Annotated in this window: 20 protein-coding genes; 7 read left to right on the top strand and 13 right to left on the bottom strand. The window is 66.1% G+C overall.

The genetic code is table 11. The annotated features are described in order from the left end of the window. Positions 1-673 precede the first annotated feature (673 nt). From AXYL_RS07085 to AXYL_RS07070, 4 genes are read left to right on the top strand one after another with little or no spacing between them, the layout of a single operon-like run. Positions 674-1,312 carry a GntR family transcriptional regulator gene (locus tag AXYL_RS07085; RefSeq protein WP_013392111.1) on the top strand — a complete coding sequence of 213 codons (639 nt, stop codon included), beginning with the start codon at positions 674-676 and terminating at the stop codon, positions 1,310-1,312. After that, entirely contained in the window at positions 1,302-1,811 is a 510-nt protein-coding gene (locus AXYL_RS07080; protein WP_148260589.1) for an ureidoglycolate lyase, read from the top strand. The genes AXYL_RS07085 and AXYL_RS07080 overlap by 11 nt, the downstream gene beginning before the upstream one ends. 25 nt (positions 1,812-1,836) lie before the next feature. Next, positions 1,837-2,763 (top strand): allantoinase PuuE, encoded by a 927-nt coding sequence (locus tag AXYL_RS07075; RefSeq protein ID WP_013392109.1) that lies wholly within the window; start codon positions 1,837-1,839, stop codon positions 2,761-2,763. A 43-nt stretch (positions 2,764-2,806) separates the two neighbouring features. Beyond that, positions 2,807-3,802 (top strand): Bug family tripartite tricarboxylate transporter substrate binding protein, encoded by a 996-nt coding sequence (locus tag AXYL_RS07070; protein WP_013392108.1) that lies wholly within the window; start codon positions 2,807-2,809, stop codon positions 3,800-3,802. A 102-nt stretch (positions 3,803-3,904) separates the two neighbouring features. Here the strand turns inward: AXYL_RS07070 and AXYL_RS07065 are convergent, their stop codons facing one another. The 7 genes from AXYL_RS07065 to AXYL_RS07035 all read right to left on the bottom strand — a co-directional run bounded on the left by AXYL_RS07065 (position 3,905) and on the right by AXYL_RS07035 (position 11,847). Further along, on the bottom strand, positions 3,905-5,464 hold the full coding sequence (locus AXYL_RS07065; RefSeq protein ID WP_013392107.1) for an ABC transporter substrate-binding protein: 1,560 nt from the start codon (positions 5,462-5,464) through the stop codon (positions 3,905-3,907). Between the two features lie 186 nt (positions 5,465-5,650). After that, positions 5,651-6,271 (bottom strand): GntR family transcriptional regulator, encoded by a 621-nt coding sequence (locus tag AXYL_RS07060; RefSeq protein ID WP_013392106.1) that lies wholly within the window; start codon positions 6,269-6,271, stop codon positions 5,651-5,653. Between the two features lie 90 nt (positions 6,272-6,361). Next, the gene (locus tag AXYL_RS07055) at positions 6,362-8,017 is read right to left on the bottom strand and encodes an ABC transporter ATP-binding protein (protein ID WP_013392105.1); all 1,656 of its coding nucleotides are present in this window, start codon (positions 8,015-8,017) and stop codon (positions 6,362-6,364) included. Further along, positions 8,014-8,835: an ABC transporter permease gene (locus tag AXYL_RS07050; RefSeq protein ID WP_013392104.1), complete on the bottom strand. Its 822-nt coding sequence runs from the start codon at positions 8,833-8,835 to the stop codon at positions 8,014-8,016. The genes AXYL_RS07055 and AXYL_RS07050 overlap by 4 nt, the downstream gene beginning before the upstream one ends. Then, complete coding sequence (locus AXYL_RS07045; protein ID WP_013392103.1) at positions 8,832-9,776, bottom strand: ABC transporter permease; 945 nt, start codon at positions 9,774-9,776, stop codon at positions 8,832-8,834. The genes AXYL_RS07050 and AXYL_RS07045 overlap by 4 nt, the downstream gene beginning before the upstream one ends. Before the next feature lie 61 nt (positions 9,777-9,837). Continuing rightward, on the bottom strand, positions 9,838-10,707 hold the full coding sequence (locus tag AXYL_RS07040) for a hydrolase (protein WP_013392102.1): 870 nt from the start codon (positions 10,705-10,707) through the stop codon (positions 9,838-9,840). A gap of 222 nt (positions 10,708-10,929) precedes the next feature. After that, entirely contained in the window at positions 10,930-11,847 is a 918-nt protein-coding gene (locus tag AXYL_RS07035) for a DUF808 domain-containing protein (protein WP_013392101.1), read from the bottom strand. 171 nt (positions 11,848-12,018) lie between these two features. On the opposite strand from AXYL_RS07035, the gene AXYL_RS07030 reads away from it, so the two are divergent. Beyond that, positions 12,019-12,327, top strand: coding sequence for a DUF1272 domain-containing protein (locus AXYL_RS07030; protein ID WP_013392100.1), 309 nt, complete (start codon positions 12,019-12,021; stop codon positions 12,325-12,327). A 3-nt stretch (positions 12,328-12,330) separates the two neighbouring features. Here AXYL_RS07030 and AXYL_RS07025 read toward each other — a convergent pair whose 3' ends face one another. Together AXYL_RS07025 and ytfE are read right to left on the bottom strand one after the other, a co-directional pair. Further along, positions 12,331-12,741 carry a hemerythrin domain-containing protein gene (locus AXYL_RS07025; protein WP_013392099.1) on the bottom strand — a complete coding sequence of 137 codons (411 nt, stop codon included), beginning with the start codon at positions 12,739-12,741 and terminating at the stop codon, positions 12,331-12,333. Between the two features lie 75 nt (positions 12,742-12,816). Continuing rightward, the gene (gene ytfE, locus AXYL_RS07020; RefSeq protein ID WP_013392098.1) at positions 12,817-13,497 is read right to left on the bottom strand and encodes an iron-sulfur cluster repair protein YtfE; all 681 of its coding nucleotides are present in this window, start codon (positions 13,495-13,497) and stop codon (positions 12,817-12,819) included. Positions 13,498-13,649: 152 nt separating this feature from the next. Here ytfE and norR point away from each other — a divergent pair, with 152 nt between their 5' ends. Continuing rightward, entirely contained in the window at positions 13,650-15,173 is a 1,524-nt protein-coding gene (gene norR, locus AXYL_RS07015) for a nitric oxide reductase transcriptional regulator NorR (RefSeq protein ID WP_013392097.1), read from the top strand. A gap of 15 nt (positions 15,174-15,188) precedes the next feature. On the opposite strand, the gene AXYL_RS07010 is transcribed toward norR, so the two are convergent. Then, complete coding sequence (locus AXYL_RS07010) at positions 15,189-15,446, bottom strand: hypothetical protein (RefSeq protein WP_013392096.1); 258 nt, start codon at positions 15,444-15,446, stop codon at positions 15,189-15,191. A 40-nt stretch (positions 15,447-15,486) separates the two neighbouring features. Next, the gene (locus AXYL_RS07005; protein ID WP_006217928.1) at positions 15,487-15,690 is read right to left on the bottom strand and encodes a cold-shock protein; all 204 of its coding nucleotides are present in this window, start codon (positions 15,688-15,690) and stop codon (positions 15,487-15,489) included. Between the two features lie 420 nt (positions 15,691-16,110). Between AXYL_RS07005 and AXYL_RS07000 the strand changes: the two genes are divergently transcribed. Then, on the top strand, positions 16,111-16,557 hold the full coding sequence (locus AXYL_RS07000) for a hypothetical protein (protein WP_148260666.1): 447 nt from the start codon (positions 16,111-16,113) through the stop codon (positions 16,555-16,557). Positions 16,558-16,580: 23 nt separating this feature from the next. Here the strand turns inward: AXYL_RS07000 and AXYL_RS06995 are convergent, their stop codons facing one another. Further along, positions 16,581-17,942: an alpha/beta fold hydrolase gene (locus tag AXYL_RS06995; RefSeq protein ID WP_013392094.1), complete on the bottom strand. Its 1,362-nt coding sequence runs from the start codon at positions 17,940-17,942 to the stop codon at positions 16,581-16,583. Positions 17,943-18,005: 63 nt separating this feature from the next. Beyond that, positions 18,006-18,458, bottom strand: coding sequence for a VOC family protein (locus AXYL_RS06990; RefSeq protein ID WP_013392093.1), 453 nt, complete (start codon positions 18,456-18,458; stop codon positions 18,006-18,008). Positions 18,459-18,469: the final 11 nt, after the last annotated feature.

Raw genomic sequence — 18,469 nt, 5'->3', positions numbered from 1 at the left:
CTTCGTTGTCTTTGCTGTTTTTGCTGCGGCAGGTGTTGTCTTCGTAGGTCGCCCGGCGGCGCGGGCCCTGAGGCTGCTCGCGCCCACGATTGCGGTCCGGAGCCTTCGCTCCGGACTGCCCCGTCGTCATCGTCGTCACCGCCTGCGGCGGCTCCTTCCGATTCCCTCGGGCGCATCGAGGTTGCTCGCAGCCTCAGGGCCCGCGCCGCCGGGCTGCCTTCATCTTGGCTTGTCGCGCCGTCAGGCCGGTGGGTGGTGGAGAGATTTGCGGGGCCCGCTGCTTGCGGCCGCGCAGGCGGCCGCAAGCAGCTTACGTGGTGGTGGGGCGTCGTGGTGATTTGCGCTTGCGCGCGGGTGTTGATTCTGTCTTTTTCCCGTTCTTCGTCATTCCGCGTTCGTTGTTCCTCTTCGTTGTACCTCCCTCGGACTTCCGTTCGCATTTGCCATTCGCGCATTCACGCGCGGCCTGCCCTCTACCCTGGGCAGTTCTTCCTTCCCTGTCCCGCTTTTCGACTCCGTCGCCACCTGGGCTAGCGCCGGCCGGCTGGTAATAACCATTAGGGATACTACTGGTATCTCTTTGGGATACCAGTGGGGTACCTTCTCATCCATTGCGCGGGACGGCAATTGGGAGTCTCTGTCGTTCGCGCCTTTTTCTTACGCTGCAACCCACATGAACGCTACACAACGTACCTATCAAACCCTGCTGGACCAGATCGTTTCGCGCCGGATTCCGGCGGGGGAAGTGTTGGAGGAAAGGCGGCTGGCGGATGAGCTGGAGGTGTCGCGTACGCCTTTGCGCGCGGCCATGAACCGGCTGCTGGGCGAAGGGATGCTGGAGCGGCTGTCCAACGGGTCCATCGTGGTGCGCTCGTTCGGCGTGACGGATCTGCTGGAACTGCTGCAGATCCGCAGCCTGCTGGAGAGCGAAGCGGCGGCGATGGCGACCGGGCGGATTCCGGCGGAGCCTCTGGAGGGGCTGCGGGCGCGGCTGCAGGCCTTGCTGGATGCGAAGACGGCGGATGAGAAGTCGGATTGGGAGGTCGATAACGCGCTGCACGATCTGGTGGCGGCGTATTGCGGCAACCGGAATCTGGCGACCATGATCACGGCGACGCGGCGGCAGGTGCGGATGTGCGATGTGGAGCGCTTGCCGCAGCGGCAGGTGCAGGCGCGGGAAGAACATCTGGCGATCGTGCAGGCGCTGTTGTCGGGCGAATCGGCCCGCGCGCGGCAGGCGATGGCGGCGCATCTGGAGAACGTGCGGCGCAGCTATGTGAATTCGCTGGGGTATCTGAGCCATGGCGCCTGACCTTGGCGGTTCGCCGCGCATGATCCGCCCGCGGCGGCTGACGCCCGAGGCGTTCGCGCCGTATGGGGAGGTAATTGCGCATCAGGGCGCGGAGCGTCGTCACTATCTGACCGAGCCGATGCGGCATGGACCCGAGGTCGTGCGGCACGCAAGCTGGGTCAGCCGGGTGCAGGCGGCGCCGCCGGGGCCGGTCGAGATCCGGCTGATGGAACGCCATCGCTATGCGGCGCAGAGTTTCGTGCCGTTGACGGACTCGCCCTATCTGGTGGTGGTGGCGCCTACCGGGGCCGACGATCTGCCCGACATGGCGCGGCTGGAAGCGTTTCTCGCGACCGGCAGCCAGGGCGTGTGCTACCGCGTGGGTGCCTGGCATCACGGCCTGACCGTGTTGCAGGGGCCGGCGGAGTTCCTGGTCCTGATGGGCCAGACCGGCCGCGGCGATGACGACGAGTTCTGGCAGGCGCCGGCTCCGCACGCCCTGGTTTCGCTTTCCGATTGATTCCTCACCGATGGCTAGCCCCGCTATGACTACCGATCATCCGCACTTGCGCCGCGACTTTGTCGGCTACGGCGCTAACCCGCCCGATCCCAAATGGCCGGGCGGCGCGCGCCTGGCGCTGAACCTGTGCATCAACTACGAGGAAGGCGGCGAGCCTTCGGTGCCGGACGGCGATGCTGAATCCGAAACCGGGCTGACCGAGGGCGGCGCGGGCGGCTTCGCGGGGCGCGACCTGGCGGCCGAATCGATGTTCGAGTACGGCAGCCGGATCGGCTTCTGGCGCGTGCACCGCCTGCTGCAGGAACGCGGCATGGCGGCCACGATACTGGGCTGCGGCCTGGCGCTGGAGCGCAATCCCGAAGTCTGCGAGGCCATCAAGGCAGCGGACTATGACGTCTGTGCGCACGGCTGGCGCTGGGAACGGCACCAGAACCTGACGCTGGAAGAGGAACGCGAGCGCATCCGCCGCACGGTGGAATCGATGACCCGCACGGTCGGTTCCAGGCCGCTGGGCTGGTATTGCCGCTACGGCCCCAGCCTGAACACCCGCGCGCTGCTGGCCGAGGAAGGCGGTTTCCTCTACGACTCCGATACCTACAACGACGAGCTGCCCTACTGGACCCAGGTCGGCGGCAAGCCCCACCTGCTGGTGCCTTACGGCCTGGCCAACAACGACGCCAAGTTCATCCGCGGCGGCATGGCCACGGGGCAGGACCTGTTCGAGTACCTGCGCGATGCTTTCGACATGCTGTACGAGGAAGGCGCCACGGCTCCCAAGATGATGTCCGTGGGACTGCATCTGCGGCTGGTCGGCCAGCCCGGACGCGCGGCAGGCCTGGCGCGCTTCCTGGACCACGTGGCGGCGCACAGCGACGTCTGGGTCTGCCGCCGCGCCGACATCGCGCGCCACTGGCATGCGCACCATCCGGCCGCCCAAGGCGCCGCGCGCTGATTCGTTTTCTGCATCGCCCCCGTTTTCTCATCAGGAGAGCAGCATGTCGAAGTACCAGAAAATCAATCGCCGCGGCCTGCTGGCCACGGCCCTGGCCGGGTTGCTGGCGCTGGGCCTGAGCCCGGCAGCGCAAGCCGAGGCCTATCCCAGCAAACCCATCCGCATCGTCGTGCCCTTCCCGCCCGGCGGCGCGGCCGACACCTTGGCGCGCGCGCTGTCGCAGCAGCTGAACGACACGCTGGGCAAGCAGGTCATCGTGGAAAACCGCGCCGGCGCGGGCGGCACCATCGGCACCAATGCGGTGGCGCGCGCGGAGCCGGACGGCTACACGCTGCTGCTGGGCAACGTGTCGACGCTGGCGATCGCGCCCAGCCTGTATCCGAACCTGAACTACGACCCGGTGAAGGATTTCACGCCCATCACGCTGGTGGGCAAGAGTCCGCTGGTGTTCGCGGTCAATCCGGGCCTGCAGGCGAAGAACCTGCCAGAGCTGATCGCGCTGGCGAACAAGGATCCGGGCAAGCTGACCTTCGGTTCTTCCGGCGCGGGCAGCATCACCCACCTGACGGGCGAAGTCTTGAACCTGGCCACGGGCGGCAAGCTGGTGCACGTGCCCTACAAGGGCAGCGCGCCGGTGCTGCTGGCGGTGGCCTCGGGCGAATTGAGCATGGGCGTGACGCAGGTGGTGGAAATGCTGCCGCAGTACAAGGGCGGCCGGGTCGGCGCCGCCGCAGTGACGGGCAAGGAAAAGTCGCCGGCCCTGCCTGAAGTGACGACCGCGGCCTCGCAGGGCGTGAAGGGGCTGGAAGCCACCACCTGGTACAGCCTGATGGCGCCTGCGGGCGTGCCCGCGGAAGTGGTGCAGCGCCTGCAACCCGCGCTGGAGAAAGTGCTGACCAACGCCGAGCTGCGCAAGCGCTTTGCCGACGAGGGCCTGATCCTGGCGCCGTCCACGCAGGCCGAGCTGAGCACGTTCCTGGGCGCCGAAGTCCGGGATTGGGCCGCCGTGATCAAGCAGGCGGGCGTCAAGCTCGACTGAGGGCAGTCCCCGCGGAATCCAGATCCGCGCGCGCCGTCCGCATGACATCGGCCCTGAGTTCACGCTCAGGGCCGATATCGTTCCTCCTTGCGGACAATCGCCTTACTTGCCGTCCCGGACCTTGGTCTCCCAGGCCCGCGGCTTGCCTTCCCAGACCGAGAATCCTTCGACGCGCTTGCTGGAAGCCCAGGCGTCCGCGCCGTTGTACAGCATCAGCATCGGCGTCTGTTCCAGCATCAGGGCATGCAGCTGGTCGAACAGCGCCTGGCGCTTGGCCGGATCGGATTCCAGGAAGCTCTCATCGATCAGCTTCTGCGCCGCGGGATCGTCCCAGACCTTGCGCGGCTGCTTGGCCTTGTCGCCCGAGAACTGCTCGAAGCTCAGCGAGGGGTCCAGGCGCGACGAGAACGAGAACGAGCTGATCTGGTACTTGCCGGTGTTGTAGCGGTCCAGCTGCGTGGCCCATTCCAGCACCTCGATCTTGGCGTTGATGCCCACGGACTGCATCATGGCCTGCGCGATCACCGCCACCTGGTAGCTGGGCACGTGGGCGCGCTTGTTCGCGTAGATGACCACGGGCTCGCCCTTATAGCCGGCTTCCTTCAGCAATTGCTGCGCGCGCGCCGGATCGTATTTGTAGCCGCGTTTTTCCGCATCCTTGTAATAGGCCGAACCCGCGTAGACGGCGGAGTTGTTCAGCTGGCCCAGGCCTTCGGAAGCCGCGGCCACAACCTGGGGGATATCCAGCGACGCGGCGATGGCCTGGCGGATCTTGACGTTCTTCAGCACCGGATCCTCGGTCTGGAACAGCAGCACGTGCTTGACGGCGTCATGCGGGCTGAACACCGCCAGGTTCTTCGCGCTTTTCAGTTCGCCCACGTCGGTGTTGGTGATCTGCGCGGCGTCGATGGCGCCCGACAGCAGGCCGGCCTTCGAGGTCGAAGGATCGGGAACGACCAGGAACTTCACTTCCTCCACCAGCGGACGCTTGGAGCCGACGTAGCCGTCCGGCTTGTCGCCCCCAGGCGAGGCGTAATCCTTGAAGGCGGACAGCAAGGTGTATTCGCCGCGCTTCCAGTCCTTGAACATGTAGGGGCCCGTACCCACCGGCTTGATCCAGGAACCGTCGGCCGCCACCGAATCCTTGGAGATGATGGCCGTCATGCCGCAGTCGGTACGGGCCAGCGAATCCAGGAACACGGCCGACTTGCGGTCCACCTTCATCACCACGGTCTGCGCGTCGGGCGCGGAGACGTCCGTCACCTTCAGACCGTTGCGGCCGTCGAAGTCGCTGCGGCAGCGCCAATCCGTCTTGGGATCCATGTAGCGCTGCCAGTTCCAGATCACGTCGGCCGAGGTCAGCGTGGCGCCGTTGTGGAACTTGACGCCGTCGCGCAGCTTGAAGGTATAGGTCAGGCCGTCTTCCGACAGATCCACGGATTTGGCCAGCAAGGGGCCCACGGTGCCGTTTTCGCGGTAGCCGACCAGACCTTCCACGATGTTCAGCACCACGCCGTCGGTGGTGTTGTCGCGGTTGACGCCGGGGTTGGTCGAGCGGATGTCGGCCGGCTGGGCAATGGTGAGCAGCGCGGCCTGGGCCGAACCGGCGGCGGCCAGCGCCAGGCTGAGCGCGAGCGCTCTGGGTACGAAAACGTGGTGCATGCAAAGACTCCCCGGCGTGCGGCGCAAAATTCACGCATATATTGGCGCCAAAATTAGCTGCTCATTATGGGCGGAATGCGCCACGCCGCTATCGGGGGTATCCCTGAAAGCGCCGCCGGAATGAAAAACGGCGGCCCTGTTTCAAGAGGCCGCCGCATGTGCGTAGCGCGAGTCGCGGAAAACGTCTCAGGAGATGTCCTGCCCCACGTGCTGGGCAATGATTTTCTGCAGGCGCTTGACGTCGCGCGCTTCCAGCGCGTCGACCATGTCGAAGTGCTCGCGCGCGGAAATCTCGATGCGCGAGCGCGTCACCCATTCCTTGGCCGGCGCCGCGGGGCCGCGGGCCCGGGTTTCCTGGATCAGCGCGGTCAATTCCCGGTTGCGGCACATGTCATACATGCCCGCATGGAAAGCCAGGTTGACCTCGTACTGCTCCAGCAGCGTGCCATCCTGCAGCAGCTTGGCGAAGCGTTCGGCCAGGGTGCGCAAGGCCCGCACCTTGGCCGCCGTGACGTTGGGCATCAGGTCCGCCGCCGCGCCCGTTTCCAGCAGGATGCGGATGTCGCGGATCTGCAAGTGCTGGTCCGGATCCATGGCGTAGACGTGATAGCCCCGGTTCGGGATGTGCGCGATCAGCCGCTTGGCGGCCAATTGGTCTAGCGCCCGCCGGACGTCCAGACGCTTGGCGTCGTAGCGTTCCTGCAGGTCGATCTGTTTCAGCCAGGCGCCGGGACCGTACACACCCGCCTGAATATCGTGGGCGATGCGATCAACCAGGCCGGGCTGTGCCGTTGCCGATTTCGGCATGGACCACTCCCGTCTATCAAATCCGAAGCGCGTATTTTATGCGTAAGTATCCCGGGGGTCGGCGCCAGCGCCCCCTGGGAAACCCGCCCCTCAGGCACTGGCCCGCAACGGCTCCTGCTGGTCCAGCCGCCAACGCAGCCGCACGCCACCGGTTTCGGTGGATTCCAGCGCCGGAATCGCCGACAGCAGGCTGCGGGTGTATTCCTCCTGCGGCTGGTCGAACACGGCGTCGCGCGAGCCCTGCTCGACGATGCCGCCGTCGCGCATCACCACCACGCGATCGGCCACCTGCTCCACCACGCCCAGGTCATGGCTGATGAACAGGCAGGAAAAGCCGTGGCGCTCCTGCAGGTCGGCGAACAGGTCCAGCACCTGCGCGCGCACAGTCACGTCCAGCGCGGACACCGGTTCGTCGGCAATGACGAAGGCCGGACGGCGCACGATGGCGCGGGCGATCGCCACGCGCTGGCGCTGCCCGCCCGACATTTCGTGGGGATAGCGCTTGGCGTATTCGGAGCCCAGGCCCACTTCGGCCAGCACCTCGTCCACCCGGCGGCGCTTGTCTGCCGCGGGCATGTCGTCCAGCATGCGCAGGCCCTCGCCCACCAGCTGGCCGATGGTCATGCGCGGGTCCAGCGAGGAGTACGGGTCCTGGAACACCATCTGGCAATTCAGCCGGTAGTCGCGCCAGGAGGCCGAGCGGCGGTTCACGGGCTGGCCGCGGAACAGGATCTGACCGGAGGTAGGCGCCAGCAATCCGGCAATGGCCCGGCCCAGCGTGGTCTTGCCCGAACCCGAACCGCCCACCACCGCCACCACTTCGCGCGGCTTGACGTGCAGGTCGATGCCGTTGAGCGCGCGCTTGGCGCCGGTGCGCGAGAACAAGCGCTGGTGCCCGGCGTAGTCCACCACCAGGTTCTTGACCTCGACGATGGGCGCCTCCTTGCCCAGCTGTCGCGCCGGCAACCGGCGCGGCATGGCGTCCAGCAGCTTGCGCGTGTAGGGATGTTGCGGCCGTTCCAGGATGGCGGCCGTGGCGCCGGTTTCCAGCACCTTGCCGTGCTGCATCACCACCATGCGTTCGGTGTAGCGCGCCACCATCGGCAGGTCGTGGCTGATCATCAGCACCGCGGTATGGTGTTCGCGCGTCAGGTCCACCATCAGTTCCAGCACGTCGCGCTGCACCACCGCGTCCAGCGCCGTGGTGGGCTCGTCCGCGATCAGCAGCGCCGGCTCCAGCAGCATCACGGAGGCCAGCATCATGCGCTGGCGCATGCCGCCGGAGAACTCGTGCGGCCAAGCTTCCATCGCACCCTTGGGGTCGCGGATGCCAACCCGGCGCAGCATTTCCAGGATGCGTTCGCGGCGTGCTGCGGTAGAAAGGTCCTTGCGGTGCAGCCTCAAGCCCTCGTCCAGTTGCCGGCCGATGGGCATGGACGGATTCAGCGAAGTCATCGGCTCCTGGAACACCATGCCGATGCGCGCGCCGCGCAGCTTGCGCAGCGCAGCGGGCGACGCCTGGGTCACCTCCACGCCTTCGAACTTGATGGAGCCGCCCGCCACTACTAGCGGCGATGGCGTCAGGCCCATGATGGCGCGGGCGGCCTGGGTCTTGCCGCTGCCGGATTCGCCGACGATGCCGACCATCTCGCCGGGAGCCACCTCGAAGGACACCCCGCTGACGATCTCGCGGCCGCCGTGGCCGACGGTCAGCGACAGATTCGATACCGATACCAGTGCGCTCATTGCACGCCCCTCATGCGGGGATCGAAACGGTCTCGCACCGCATCGCCCAGCAGATTGATTCCCAGCAGCGCGAGCGCGATGGCCAGGCCGGGAAGAATGGAAAGATAGGAAGCCTGCGCCATGAACGGCCGGGCGGCGGCCAGCATATTGCCCCAGGTGGGTGCGGGAGGCGGCACGCCCAGGCCCAGGAAGGACAGCGCGCTTTCCGCCAGGATGACCCAGCCGAACATGGAGGTCGCCAGCACCGTCAGCGGCGCCACGCAATTCGGCAGCACGTGGCGGAACATGGTGTAGAGCTCGGAATTGCCCAGCACGCGCGAGGATTCGATGAACTCCTTCTCGCGCAGCGACAGCACCGTGCCGCGCACGATGCGCGTCACCGAAGGCGTGTAAGCCAGGCCCAGCGCCAGGATGATGCCGTACTTGTTGGCGCCCACCACCGCCAGCAGGCCCAAGGCCAGCAGCAGCCCCGGGAATGCCAGCAGCGCATTGTTGAAGGCCATGATGATGCGGTCGGTCCAGCCCCGCACAAAGCCCGTGAGCGTGCCGATGAGGGTGCCCGCGACGATGGCGAAGGTCACGGTCAGCAGGCTGATCCAGACGCTGCTGGACGCCCCAGCCAGCAGGCGAGACAGCTCGTCGCGCCCGAACTCGTCCGTGCCCAGCAGGAATTCGCCTCCGGGCGGCTTGAGCCGCGCCACGAAGTTGATCTTGAGCGGATCATGCGGCGTCCAGAAAGCGCCCATGACGGCCGCCACTATCATCAGCGCCACGATCGCGCCGCCCAGTAGCGCGTTGGCTGCAATTCGCTTTTTCATTCGGCGGTCACTCTCGGGTCAAAGAGGGGATAGCAAAGGTCGATGAACAGGTTCACGATCACGTAGACCACGCCCACGAACAACAGACAGCCCTGGATCACGGGGTAATCGCGGGCAAAGATGGAGTCCACCAGCAGGCGTCCCAGCCCGGGAATGGTGAACACGGTCTCCACCACCGCAATGCCGCCCAGCAGGTTGCCCAGCACCAGGCCGATCAGCGTCCAGGTCGGGCCGAAGGCGTTGCGGAACGCATGGCGCATCAGCACCGCGGATTCCGACAGGCCCTTGGCGCGCGCATGGGTGATGTAGTCCAGCCGCAGCACTTCCAGCGTGCTGGCCCGCGCCATGCGCATCAGCACGCCGATCTCATGCAGGAACAGGGTCAGGATGGGCATGGCCAGGTACAGCAGGCCGGCCTTCCAGTCCTCGCCGATGGAGACATAGCCCACCACCGGCAGCCATTGCAGCTTGAGGCCGAAGAAGATCAGCAGCAGCAGGCCCAGCCAGAAGGTCGGAATGGACACCAGCAGCGTGGCCGCGCCCACCAGGAACAGGTCCGGCGCCTTGTTCTGCTTCCAGGCGGCGATCATGCCGGCCGGTACCGCTACCAGCGCGGCGAACAGCACCGCTACCAGCACCACGCGGCCGCTGATCAGGAAGCGGTCCCACACCAGCGGCAACACCGGCTGGCCGGTGTTGATGGACGAACCCAGATCCCCGTGCAGCATATTGCCGAACCAGATGCCGAACTGGGTCAGCCAGGTCTGGTCCAGCCCCAGCCGCGCCCGCAGGTCGGCCAGCGCGGCCGGCGTTGCCAGGTCTCCCAGCAGCAGTTGGGCAGGATCGCCCGGTATGAGCCGGATCATCACGAACACCGCCACCGCCACGATCAGCAGTGTCGGTATGGCCATGACGATACGGGATAGCGCGAAACGCAGCATGCCCCTCTCCTATTCCTGGTCGCGGACCCGCGGATGCCCGCAAGCGCCGCGTCCGCCGGTCTCAGTTGCCTTCATGTCGCAGCTTGCGCAAGGCGGCGGCCAGGAAGTCCTGCACCTGGCCCACGCATTTCAAGCCGTCGTGCGGCACGTTTTCCACCACGTCCAGCACCGCGTTCACGCCCTGGGCTTCGAACGAACGGCGCAGCGACTCAAGACGCTCAGGGCGCGTGTTGCCCGCCGAGTTCGCGCCGGGCATGAAGAACTTGCCGCCTTCGCGATGGGTGATTTCCCAGGTTTCCAGGTCGGCCTTGCCCACGATCATGTGCACCGCCACCTGCTTGAGCGCTTCGATGTCGATGCGTTTGCCGAAACGGGCCTCCGCGTCGCGCACGCCCACCCACCAATCCTGGCTGGGATCCAGCAGCGTGACCGAGCCCGGCGCGCCGATCGACACCGCCCACAGGCTTTCCGGGTGCAGGTAGGCGTAACGGTTCACGAACTGGCCGCCGCCCGAGTAGCCGAACAAGCCGAAGCGCGAGAAATCGCAGCCGAACTTCTCGCCCACTTCCGCCACCATGTCGAGCAGGATCTCGTCATAGCGGATGTCGCCTTCGCGCAATTGCTTGAAGCCGTCGCGGTTGCCGTCGCCCAGCGGGCTCACGGGGAACAGCGGGCACAGCACGATGCAGTCGTTCCAGCGGGCGAACTCCGCGAACGCGTCGCGGTATTCCACGAAGGCGCGGCCGGTGCCGTGCATGATCACCACCAGCTGCATCGGATGCCTGGCGCTGTCGATGTGCGGCGGCACATAGGTGCAATAGGAAAAGCGCGGGTCGGAGCGGGCGGCAAAGACGGTGCTGTGGCCCAGGTCGTACATGGCCCGCGCGCGGGCGGCGTCGGGCTGGATGGCGAGTGCTGCGTTGGACTGCATGGTTTCCTCGTTTCCATGGCCGCGCGGGCGGACGCATGGTTTATGCCGGTGGTCGAAATAATGATCACATAAATTGGCGCCAATTTTAGGCGCACGTATTCCGGCGCAACAAGGCAGGGGATTCCCTAGGGGCGTAAAAAAGAGCGCCTCGGCGCTCCCTGGATGCCGCAGGCACGGCCCGCTCTGCGGGGCGGCGCCTGCGCGTTTCAACCTTTCCTCGCTTCAGCCCTTCTTGAACAGCCGCTTGGCCAGACTGACCACCCCCAGCACCACGGCCCCGGCCACGATGCCGAACAAGGCGTTGAGCAGCGTGGCCGTCAGCGCCTGCACCACCCCGCCCCCGCCCACTGCGGCGGCGGCCTGGTCGACGGCGGCCTGCACCGGCGGGATGCCGTGGGTCAGGATGGCGCCGCCCACCATGAACATGGCGGCGGTGCCCACCACCGACAGCGTCTTCATCAGATAGGGCGCCGCGCCCACGATGCGCCGGCCCAGCCAGGCCGTGGCCTGGGACGACTTCTGGCTGAGGTAGAGGCCCAGGTCGTCCAGCTTGACGATGCCGGCCACCAGGCCGTAGACCCCGACCGTCATCGCGATGGCGATGATCGACAGCACCAGCACCTGGCGGGTGAAATCCGCGTCAGCTACCGCCTCCATGCTGATGACGATGATTTCCGCCGACAGGATGAAGTCCGTGCGTATCGCGCCTTTGATCTTGTCGCGCTCGAAGGCCACCATGTCCACCGACGCATCCTGCAGGGCTTCGGCGCGCGCCGCGTGATTGCCCTCGTCCGAATCGCCGTGCGGCAGGAACTTATGCGCCAGCTTCTCGACGCCCTCATAGCAAAGGAATGCGCCCCCCAGCATCAGCAAGGGCGTCACCGCCCAAGGCGCGAACACGCTGATCAGCAGCGCCGCCGGCACCAGGATCAGCTTATTGATGAAGGAGCCCTTGGCCACCGCCCAGACGACGGGCAGTTCCCGGTTGACCGGCACGCCGCTGACCTGCTGGGCGTTCAACGCCAGGTCGTCGCCCAGCACGCCGGCCGTTTTCTTGGCCGCCACCTTGGTCATCACGGACACGTCGTCCAATATGGTCGCGATATCGTCGAACAGTGCGAAGAAGCTGCTTCCGGCCATCAAGTATCCCCTGTCCCTCAAAAGGATTTTCGAGTGTACAGGCGGCCACCGTCCGCCAAACGCTGTGCGCCTGGCCGTTTTCACTTCTTTTCTGTCCGTAACCCCGATGGCGCCGCCGGACGTCCCGGCCTACCCTGGCGCCTGGACCCGTCTCTTGCCCCAGGAGCCCATATGCTTGCCTTGCGACCCAGTTGCGAACACTGTGATACGGCGCTGCCGCCAGACTCCGCCGCCGCCCGGATATGCAGCCTTGAATGCACCTTCTGCGCCGCTTGCGCCGAGGGGCTGCTGGGCAACGTCTGCCCCAATTGCGGCGGCGGCTTCACGCCCCGCCCGGTCCGTCCCGCCAGCGACCGCAAGGGCGGGAATTTCCTGGGCAAGTACCCGGCCAGCGCGGAGCGCAAGCATCGCCCGGTCGACCTGGCCGCGCACGAGGCGCTGCGGCGCAGCCTGGACGGCATTCCGCCGGAACGCCGCTAGCCGCTACAGCGCCTCGATGCGGGGATAGAGATCGCGGTTCTCGCGCTGCATGCGTTCATGGACGCGGCGCAGCACCGTATTGGCGTCAGCCCGGAAGCCGGCTTCGTCCAGCTCCAGGCTGCCGGCATTGTTCCAGCGCCGCGCAAATGCCTCGTAGCTGCGCGCGATCGCATCCATTTCCTGCTGGAATGCGCGGCCCGCTTGTGCCAGGTCAGTATCGTCGCTGCGCGCCAGCGCCGGATACAGCGCCCGGTCCTCGACCGCCAGGTGCAGCTTGATCGTGGCGCTCATGGACACAATGCCGCGCGCGATTTCGGCCGCGTTGCGGGCCACGCCCGCATGCGCCAACCGGCGCAGGGACGCAATGCCCTGCAGGATGTCCACATGCTGCTGCTTGAATTTATCGATGTTCATGCCTGGATTTCCGTACGGAAGCAGCGGGGCCGACGCCCCGCTCGCGGTTTGCTGCGGAATCGTCCGCAGCCCCGTTCAATTGCGCGCATGCGCCGTGGGATTGGCCGCGTTCTCGAACAGGATGTTGTTTTCCAGGTGGATGTGCGCCATCAAGTCTTCCTTGAAGGTGCGCAGGCCCAGGTATAGCGCCCGCCAGGTGTTGCAGGCGGCGCGCGGCAGCGTGATGTCGTTGGTCAGCGCCAGCAGCCGTTCCAGCGCCACGCCATGGTCGTCATGCTCCGTGCGCATGACCATGATGGGCATGGTCGCCATGGCGCCATGGCCGCGGGCCAGCATCGGGAACAGCACCTGTTCCTCTTTCTGCATATGGCTTTCCAGTTCCTGCTGCATCACGCGCAGGTGGTCGGCCAGGCCGGTCGGGCAGTCGGGGCTGTCGGCGTGCACCTGCTCCACCTTCAGCGCCAGCCGGATCAATTCGGGCAATTGCTGGCGATGCACCTCGTGGTAGCGCGCCAGGATGTGGTCCACCAGTTCGGCCGGCGTAGCCAGGCCCCAATCCGTTTCCTGCGACGGAGTGCGCGCCAGTTCCATCAGGCGCGCCTCGATCTGCGCCGCGTCCAGCGAACGCTGGGCTGCCGCCTCGGCCAGGCTCTTCTTGCCGCCACAGCAGAAATCCAGCTGGTACTCATGAAATACCTGCGTGGCGCCAGGGATGCTGCGGGCCAATTGCCCCAAGGATTGCTCAACCATGCTCATCGCGTCTCTCCATAGTTCGTGACGGGTACTGGAGCTAATGCGAAAACCGTGCCAGGAAAAACTTGCTATTTATCAATGAATTGCAAATTAAAGGGTGAATATGACCCTGGAAAGCCACGGTTCAAACCACCCCGGGACGGTAAAATTCACCCATGCAAAACCTGCTGCTTGCCGATCTGGTCGCCGATCTCCCTCCCGCAGTCCGTCTGCAGCGGCTGGTGTCCAGCCTGCGCACCCACTTCCGCTGCGGCGCCGTGGCCCTGCTGCAACTGGAAGAAGACCACTTGCGCCCCATCGCGGTGGACGGCCTGACGCAGGACGCCCTGGGCCGCCGCTTCGCCGTGCAGCAGCATCCACGGCTGGCGGCCATCCTGGCGCGGCGCGGCGTCACCTGTTTTCACCACGACAGCACCCTGCCCGATCCCTATGACGGCCTGATCAACGGCATGGCCGGCGAACCGCTGCCGGTGCACGATTGCATGGGCACCAGCCTGCACATCGAGGGCCGGCCCTGGGGCGTGCTGACGCTGGACGCGCTGGAAGTGGGCACCTTCGACGCCGAGGCCCAGTCCGATCTGCGCGATTACATCGTGCTGCTGGAAGCCGCCTTGCGCACCACTCGCCTGGAAGCGGAAATCCGGGCGCTGCGCGTGGCGCGCGGCGCCGAACCGGCCGACAGCGCCGTCGCCGACAACAACGAGATCCTGGGGCAAAGCGAAGCCATCGGCCGCCTGCTGCACGAAATCCAGGTGGTGGCGGACTCGGAACTGCCTATCCTGCTGCTGGGGGAAACCGGCGTGGGCAAGGAACTGTTCGCGCATCGCGTGCACCGCCTGTCACGCCGCCGCGACAAGCCGCTGGTGCATGTGAACTGCGCCGCCCTGCCCGAATCGCTGGCCGAAAGCGAATTGTTCGGCCACGCCAAGGGCGCGTTCTCAGGCGCGGTCGCGGACCGCCCAGGCCGCTTCGAGGCCGCCAACGGCGGCACGCTGTTCCTGGACGAAGTGGGCGAACTGCCGCTGCTGGTGCAGGCCAAGCTGTTGCGCACCCTGCAGAACGGCGAAATCCAGCGCCTGGGCGACGACCGCCCGCGCCGCGTGGACGTGCGCATCCTGGCCGCCACCAACCGCAGCTTGCGCGACCTGGTGCGCGCGGGCGATTTCCGCGCCGACCTCTATCACCGGCTGTCCGTCTATCCCATCCCCATCCCGCCGCTGCGCGACCGCGGCAACGACGTGCTGCTGCTGGCCGGCCGCTACCTGGAACTGAACCGCGCGCGCCTGGGCCTGCGCAGCCTCCGGCTGTCGCCCGAAGCCGAGGACATGCTGCGCCGCTACCGCTGGCCCGGCAATGTGCGCGAACTGGAACACGTCATCAGCCGCGCCGCCATCAAGGCCGTCAGCCATGGCGCCACGCGCAACGAGATCGTGACGCTGGGCGCCAAGCTGCTGGACTTGTCCGATGGCGACATGCCCGTGGCGGCGCCGCAGGACAATGCCGACGCGTCCGTCGGGCCAGACCAGACGCTACGGGAAGCGGTCGATGCCTGCCAACGGCAGGCCATCCGCCGGGCGTTGGAGTCGCATCAAGGTAATTGGGCCCACGCCGCGCGCGCGCTGGGCGTGGATGCCAGCAACCTGCACAAGCTGGCGCGGCGCATCGGGCTGAAGGGCTGAGGCGCGGCTGGCGGCTCACGCAGGCCGGGCGTGCGCGTCAACGACGACGCGGCCATGATGGATCGCGGCGTCCACCGCCATGCCCGGACTGGAAACGAAGCCGCCCGAAGCAAACAAAGGCACGGCGTGGGATACGCCCGTTTTGTCCTGGTTGCCCGCGAGCTCCACGGCCACCGTGGCGGTAAACGCAGGCCGGCCAGAGCCTCCGACTGAAATCCGCGACACGCTGGCTGTCAGCCGATAGCCCTTGTAGACCATATTGTTGTGAAACATGAAACCCCCTACTTGATAAAAGGGCCTTGCGGCCCTTTACTCATAAAGCGCGGATCTGCGTGGCGTGAGGCCCTTTGGCGCCCTGCGCGGTCACATAACTGACGCGCTGATTCTCGACCAGCACCTTGTGGCCGTCGCTGACGATTTCGGAGAAATGCGCGAACAGATCCTTGCCGCCGTTTTCGGGCATGATGAAGCCGAAGCCCTTGGCGTCGTTGAACCATTTGACTATGCCGGTTTCCATGAGTCCTTCCTTTTAAATGCGGGGCTGCGCCCGCGACGGTGGATAAGCCAGTCAAGGAAAGGACCGCGAACAATGAAGCGCCCCGGAAAGGGAGCAAGACCGGACGAAAATCTCGATGCTCGAAAAGCTTCAAACCCACTATGGGTGCAGGGTCGGCGAAAGTCAATGCGCGTTTCCAATTACCACCCCGTTAACACATAGGCCGATACTCCGGGTATTTTCAGCAGCATTAACTTCCGGCTTTCCGCCTATTTCCCGCTGATACGTAACGAGCATCCCAATTACGTAACGCCTTTGCCTTTTTCCCACGCCGTCAAGGATTGAACGCGTATGCTGCGCGAATGGTGCTTTGAACGCGCGTCGCCTCGCCGTATCGCCATAATGGAGTACGGCTATGAAAGTTCAACCGGCATGCAGCGCGTGAGCGCAGTAAAAAAAACCTTCGCACGCCTGGCCCATGCATGCGTCAAGTTTCTTCCCCACAGTTCGGCGCCGGCTAGAGGGGGACGCAAAAACAATGCGCACACGGATTTCCAACCCTCGCGCGCAGCCATCTCATCGCCTTGGCGCATTTACCGCATTTACGCCCGGCCGGGACGCTTGCTGCTGCGTGACGAACAGGGCGCGGTGCTCGACCTGGGCGTGATGAAAGGGTCCGAGCCCAACCTGACTTACCGGTTGTACGCGAGGAACCTGCGAGGCCACGGCTTTGCCACGCGCACGCTTCTGCTGGACGACATCGCGCGGCGGATAGAGGCCGGGGACACCGGGCAGGAACTGATGAGCCTGCCGGAATCCACTTTCTCCCCTGGAGCCGATCTGGACCGCGGCACGCATGTCGACGTGTCGCTGAAGTTCGCGCGCTAGGCCGGGAAGACCAGCGCGGCGGTTCAGCGCGTCGCCGCCACCGCATCCAACACGATATCCGCCACCAGCTTGCCGGCTTCCCATTGCGGCATGTGGCCGGCGTCCGGCAGCAGATGCAGCGCGGTCCTCGGCGGCGCGTTGAGGGCGTGACGCCACGGAATGACGGCGTCGCGCCGGCCGTGAATCAGCGTGCAGCGGCATGCGAGATTGGCCAGGTCCGCGACGATGCTCAGTTGCTGCACGCCGTTCCAGCCGACTTCCCTGCACAGTTCGATCAGCGATTCGCGGCGCGCCTGGGTGCTTTGCCGCAAGGCGTCGATGAAGTTGCCCGAGGGCGTCATGCCGGAGACGGTGAGCTTCTGCAGTTCGCGCTGCGCGGCCTCGTTGGTGCCGGCATGCGTCATGCCCGTGAGAAAGCTCTGATCGATCTCCGTGCCCAGTCCGACCGGCGCGATCAGGATCAGGCCGTCCACGGCCATCCCGGGCCGGGACGCGGCCCGGGCTGCCACGGCGGCGCCGAAGGAATGGCCGATCAGCGTCACGGAACCGTTGCATTGGGCCGTGACCGTATCGGCCACTGCATCCACCACATGCTCGAAGCGCGTCGCCTGCGAGCGCGTGGCGCCGTGGCAAGGCAGATCCATGGCCAGCACCCGCAGTCCGGCGCGGCTGAGCGCGTGCGCCAGGCTGGCCCAGGCGTCGCGGTCGCCGAACATGCCGTGGATGAGCACGGCGGTCTGGCTGCCGGCACGGCTTCCTTCCCACAGGGTCACGCGAACATCGCCGTGGCGTGTGGAAGCCCAAACCTCACGCTTTTCTCCCGGCGCCCCTCGGGCCTGCATGCGGTCCTGTCCATCAATGCCTGCCTGCCCGACGTCCGCCACGGTCACACGGCCGTTCGGGCCCGACCCTTGCACCCCGTCCAGCGCGATGCCTCGCTCGGCCGCAACGCGGCGGGCGGCGGGAGTGGCAAACTTGCGCGCTGCTGGCGGCGAGACCTCCGCCGGCTGCGGTGCTGGTTTCGACACCGGCGGCACCTGCGTGGCAGCGGGCGCATCCGCCTGCGCAGCCCCTGCGGGCTTGGCGGAAGTAGGCTGCGCCGCCACGGCAGCACGCGGAGCCGGCACTGGCGTCCCCTCGCCTTCCATCTGGATTCTTGCTATCACCGTATCCGCGTTCACGATGCCGTCCACGGCGACGAGATGCTCCACCATGACCCCGTCATCATGCGCGGGCACCTCGATGATGGACTTGTCCGTTTCGATCTCGACCAACACGTCGCCTGCCTTGAAGGCCTGGCCCGGCGTCACGATCCAGGCGACCAGGCGGGCCGCGTCCAGGGCCTCGCCCGTCGGCGGGACGACCATATCCAGCGTTCTCGTCATGCTTGTTCCTTCGAAATCCGATGCGCCCCTCAAGTATTCGGAGCGCCTTGTGCCAGCGCGGCGTCAGGCGGCCGGGTTCATGAACTGGATGAACTCGGTAATGGCTCCTTCAGGCTCCATCAGATAGAACACCTTGGTACGTCCTTGCCGCATGACGCGCGGCGAGGACACGCTTTCGTAGCCGGCCTGCGTCGCCTGCTCATACACCGCATCCACATCCGCCACCTCGAAAGCCATGTGGCTGTAGCCGAAATCGCATTGGCGGCGCGGCTGCTTGTCGCCGTCGGGCGTGTAGTACTTGAACAGCTCGACCCGGTACCCGCCGTGGCGCAGCATGGCCCAGCGTATGGTCGCGCCCGGCAGGCCGACCACTTCGCCCAGCGCGGGCTCGCAGCGGTGGTCCATTTCCCCCTCCAGCTCGAAACCGAGGAAACCGGTGTAGAAATTCCGCGCGCGCTCGAAATCATTGACGCAGACAGCCGTATGGTGCGTGGCAAGCAATTTGTCTTTGAGCATTTGTCTCTCCC

Origin of the sequence: Achromobacter xylosoxidans A8, assembly GCF_000165835.1 — a bacterium.
Taxonomy (GTDB): Bacteria; Pseudomonadota; Gammaproteobacteria; order Burkholderiales; family Burkholderiaceae_B; genus Achromobacter; species Achromobacter xylosoxidans_B.
Note: the sequence above shows the minus strand (reverse complement) of the source record. Positions and strands in the feature narration are given on the sequence as shown.

Excerpts from the sequence above, each read along its gene's own strand:
- AXYL_RS07035 (WP_013392101.1), bottom strand. The coding sequence starts at position 11,847 with ATGGCCGGAAGCAGCTTCTTCGCACTGTTCGACGATATCGCGACCATA.
- norR (WP_013392097.1), top strand. The coding sequence starts at position 13,650 with ATGCAAAACCTGCTGCTTGCCGATCTGGTCGCCGATCTCCCTCCCGCA.
- AXYL_RS07050 (WP_013392104.1), bottom strand. The coding sequence starts at position 8,835 with ATGAAAAAGCGAATTGCAGCCAACGCGCTACTGGGCGGCGCGATCGTG.
- AXYL_RS07030 (WP_013392100.1), top strand. The coding sequence starts at position 12,019 with ATGCTTGCCTTGCGACCCAGTTGCGAACACTGTGATACGGCGCTGCCG.
- AXYL_RS06990 (WP_013392093.1), bottom strand. The coding sequence starts at position 18,458 with ATGCTCAAAGACAAATTGCTTGCCACGCACCATACGGCTGTCTGCGTC.
- AXYL_RS07010 (WP_013392096.1), bottom strand. The coding sequence starts at position 15,446 with ATGTTTCACAACAATATGGTCTACAAGGGCTATCGGCTGACAGCCAGC.
- AXYL_RS07040 (WP_013392102.1), bottom strand. The coding sequence starts at position 10,707 with ATGCAGTCCAACGCAGCACTCGCCATCCAGCCCGACGCCGCCCGCGCG.
- AXYL_RS07060 (WP_013392106.1), bottom strand. The coding sequence starts at position 6,271 with ATGCCGAAATCGGCAACGGCACAGCCCGGCCTGGTTGATCGCATCGCC.
- AXYL_RS07070 (WP_013392108.1), top strand. The coding sequence starts at position 2,807 with ATGTCGAAGTACCAGAAAATCAATCGCCGCGGCCTGCTGGCCACGGCC.
- ytfE (WP_013392098.1), bottom strand. The coding sequence starts at position 13,497 with ATGAGCATGGTTGAGCAATCCTTGGGGCAATTGGCCCGCAGCATCCCT.
- AXYL_RS07075 (WP_013392109.1), top strand. The coding sequence starts at position 1,837 with ATGACTACCGATCATCCGCACTTGCGCCGCGACTTTGTCGGCTACGGC.
- AXYL_RS07045 (WP_013392103.1), bottom strand. The coding sequence starts at position 9,776 with ATGCTGCGTTTCGCGCTATCCCGTATCGTCATGGCCATACCGACACTG.
- AXYL_RS06995 (WP_013392094.1), bottom strand. The coding sequence starts at position 17,942 with ATGACGAGAACGCTGGATATGGTCGTCCCGCCGACGGGCGAGGCCCTG.
- AXYL_RS07065 (WP_013392107.1), bottom strand. The coding sequence starts at position 5,464 with ATGCACCACGTTTTCGTACCCAGAGCGCTCGCGCTCAGCCTGGCGCTG.
- AXYL_RS07055 (WP_013392105.1), bottom strand. The coding sequence starts at position 8,017 with ATGAGCGCACTGGTATCGGTATCGAATCTGTCGCTGACCGTCGGCCAC.
- AXYL_RS07080 (WP_148260589.1), top strand. The coding sequence starts at position 1,302 with ATGGCGCCTGACCTTGGCGGTTCGCCGCGCATGATCCGCCCGCGGCGG.
- AXYL_RS07025 (WP_013392099.1), bottom strand. The coding sequence starts at position 12,741 with ATGAACATCGATAAATTCAAGCAGCAGCATGTGGACATCCTGCAGGGC.
- AXYL_RS07005 (WP_006217928.1), bottom strand. The coding sequence starts at position 15,690 with ATGGAAACCGGCATAGTCAAATGGTTCAACGACGCCAAGGGCTTCGGC.
- AXYL_RS07085 (WP_013392111.1), top strand. The coding sequence starts at position 674 with ATGAACGCTACACAACGTACCTATCAAACCCTGCTGGACCAGATCGTT.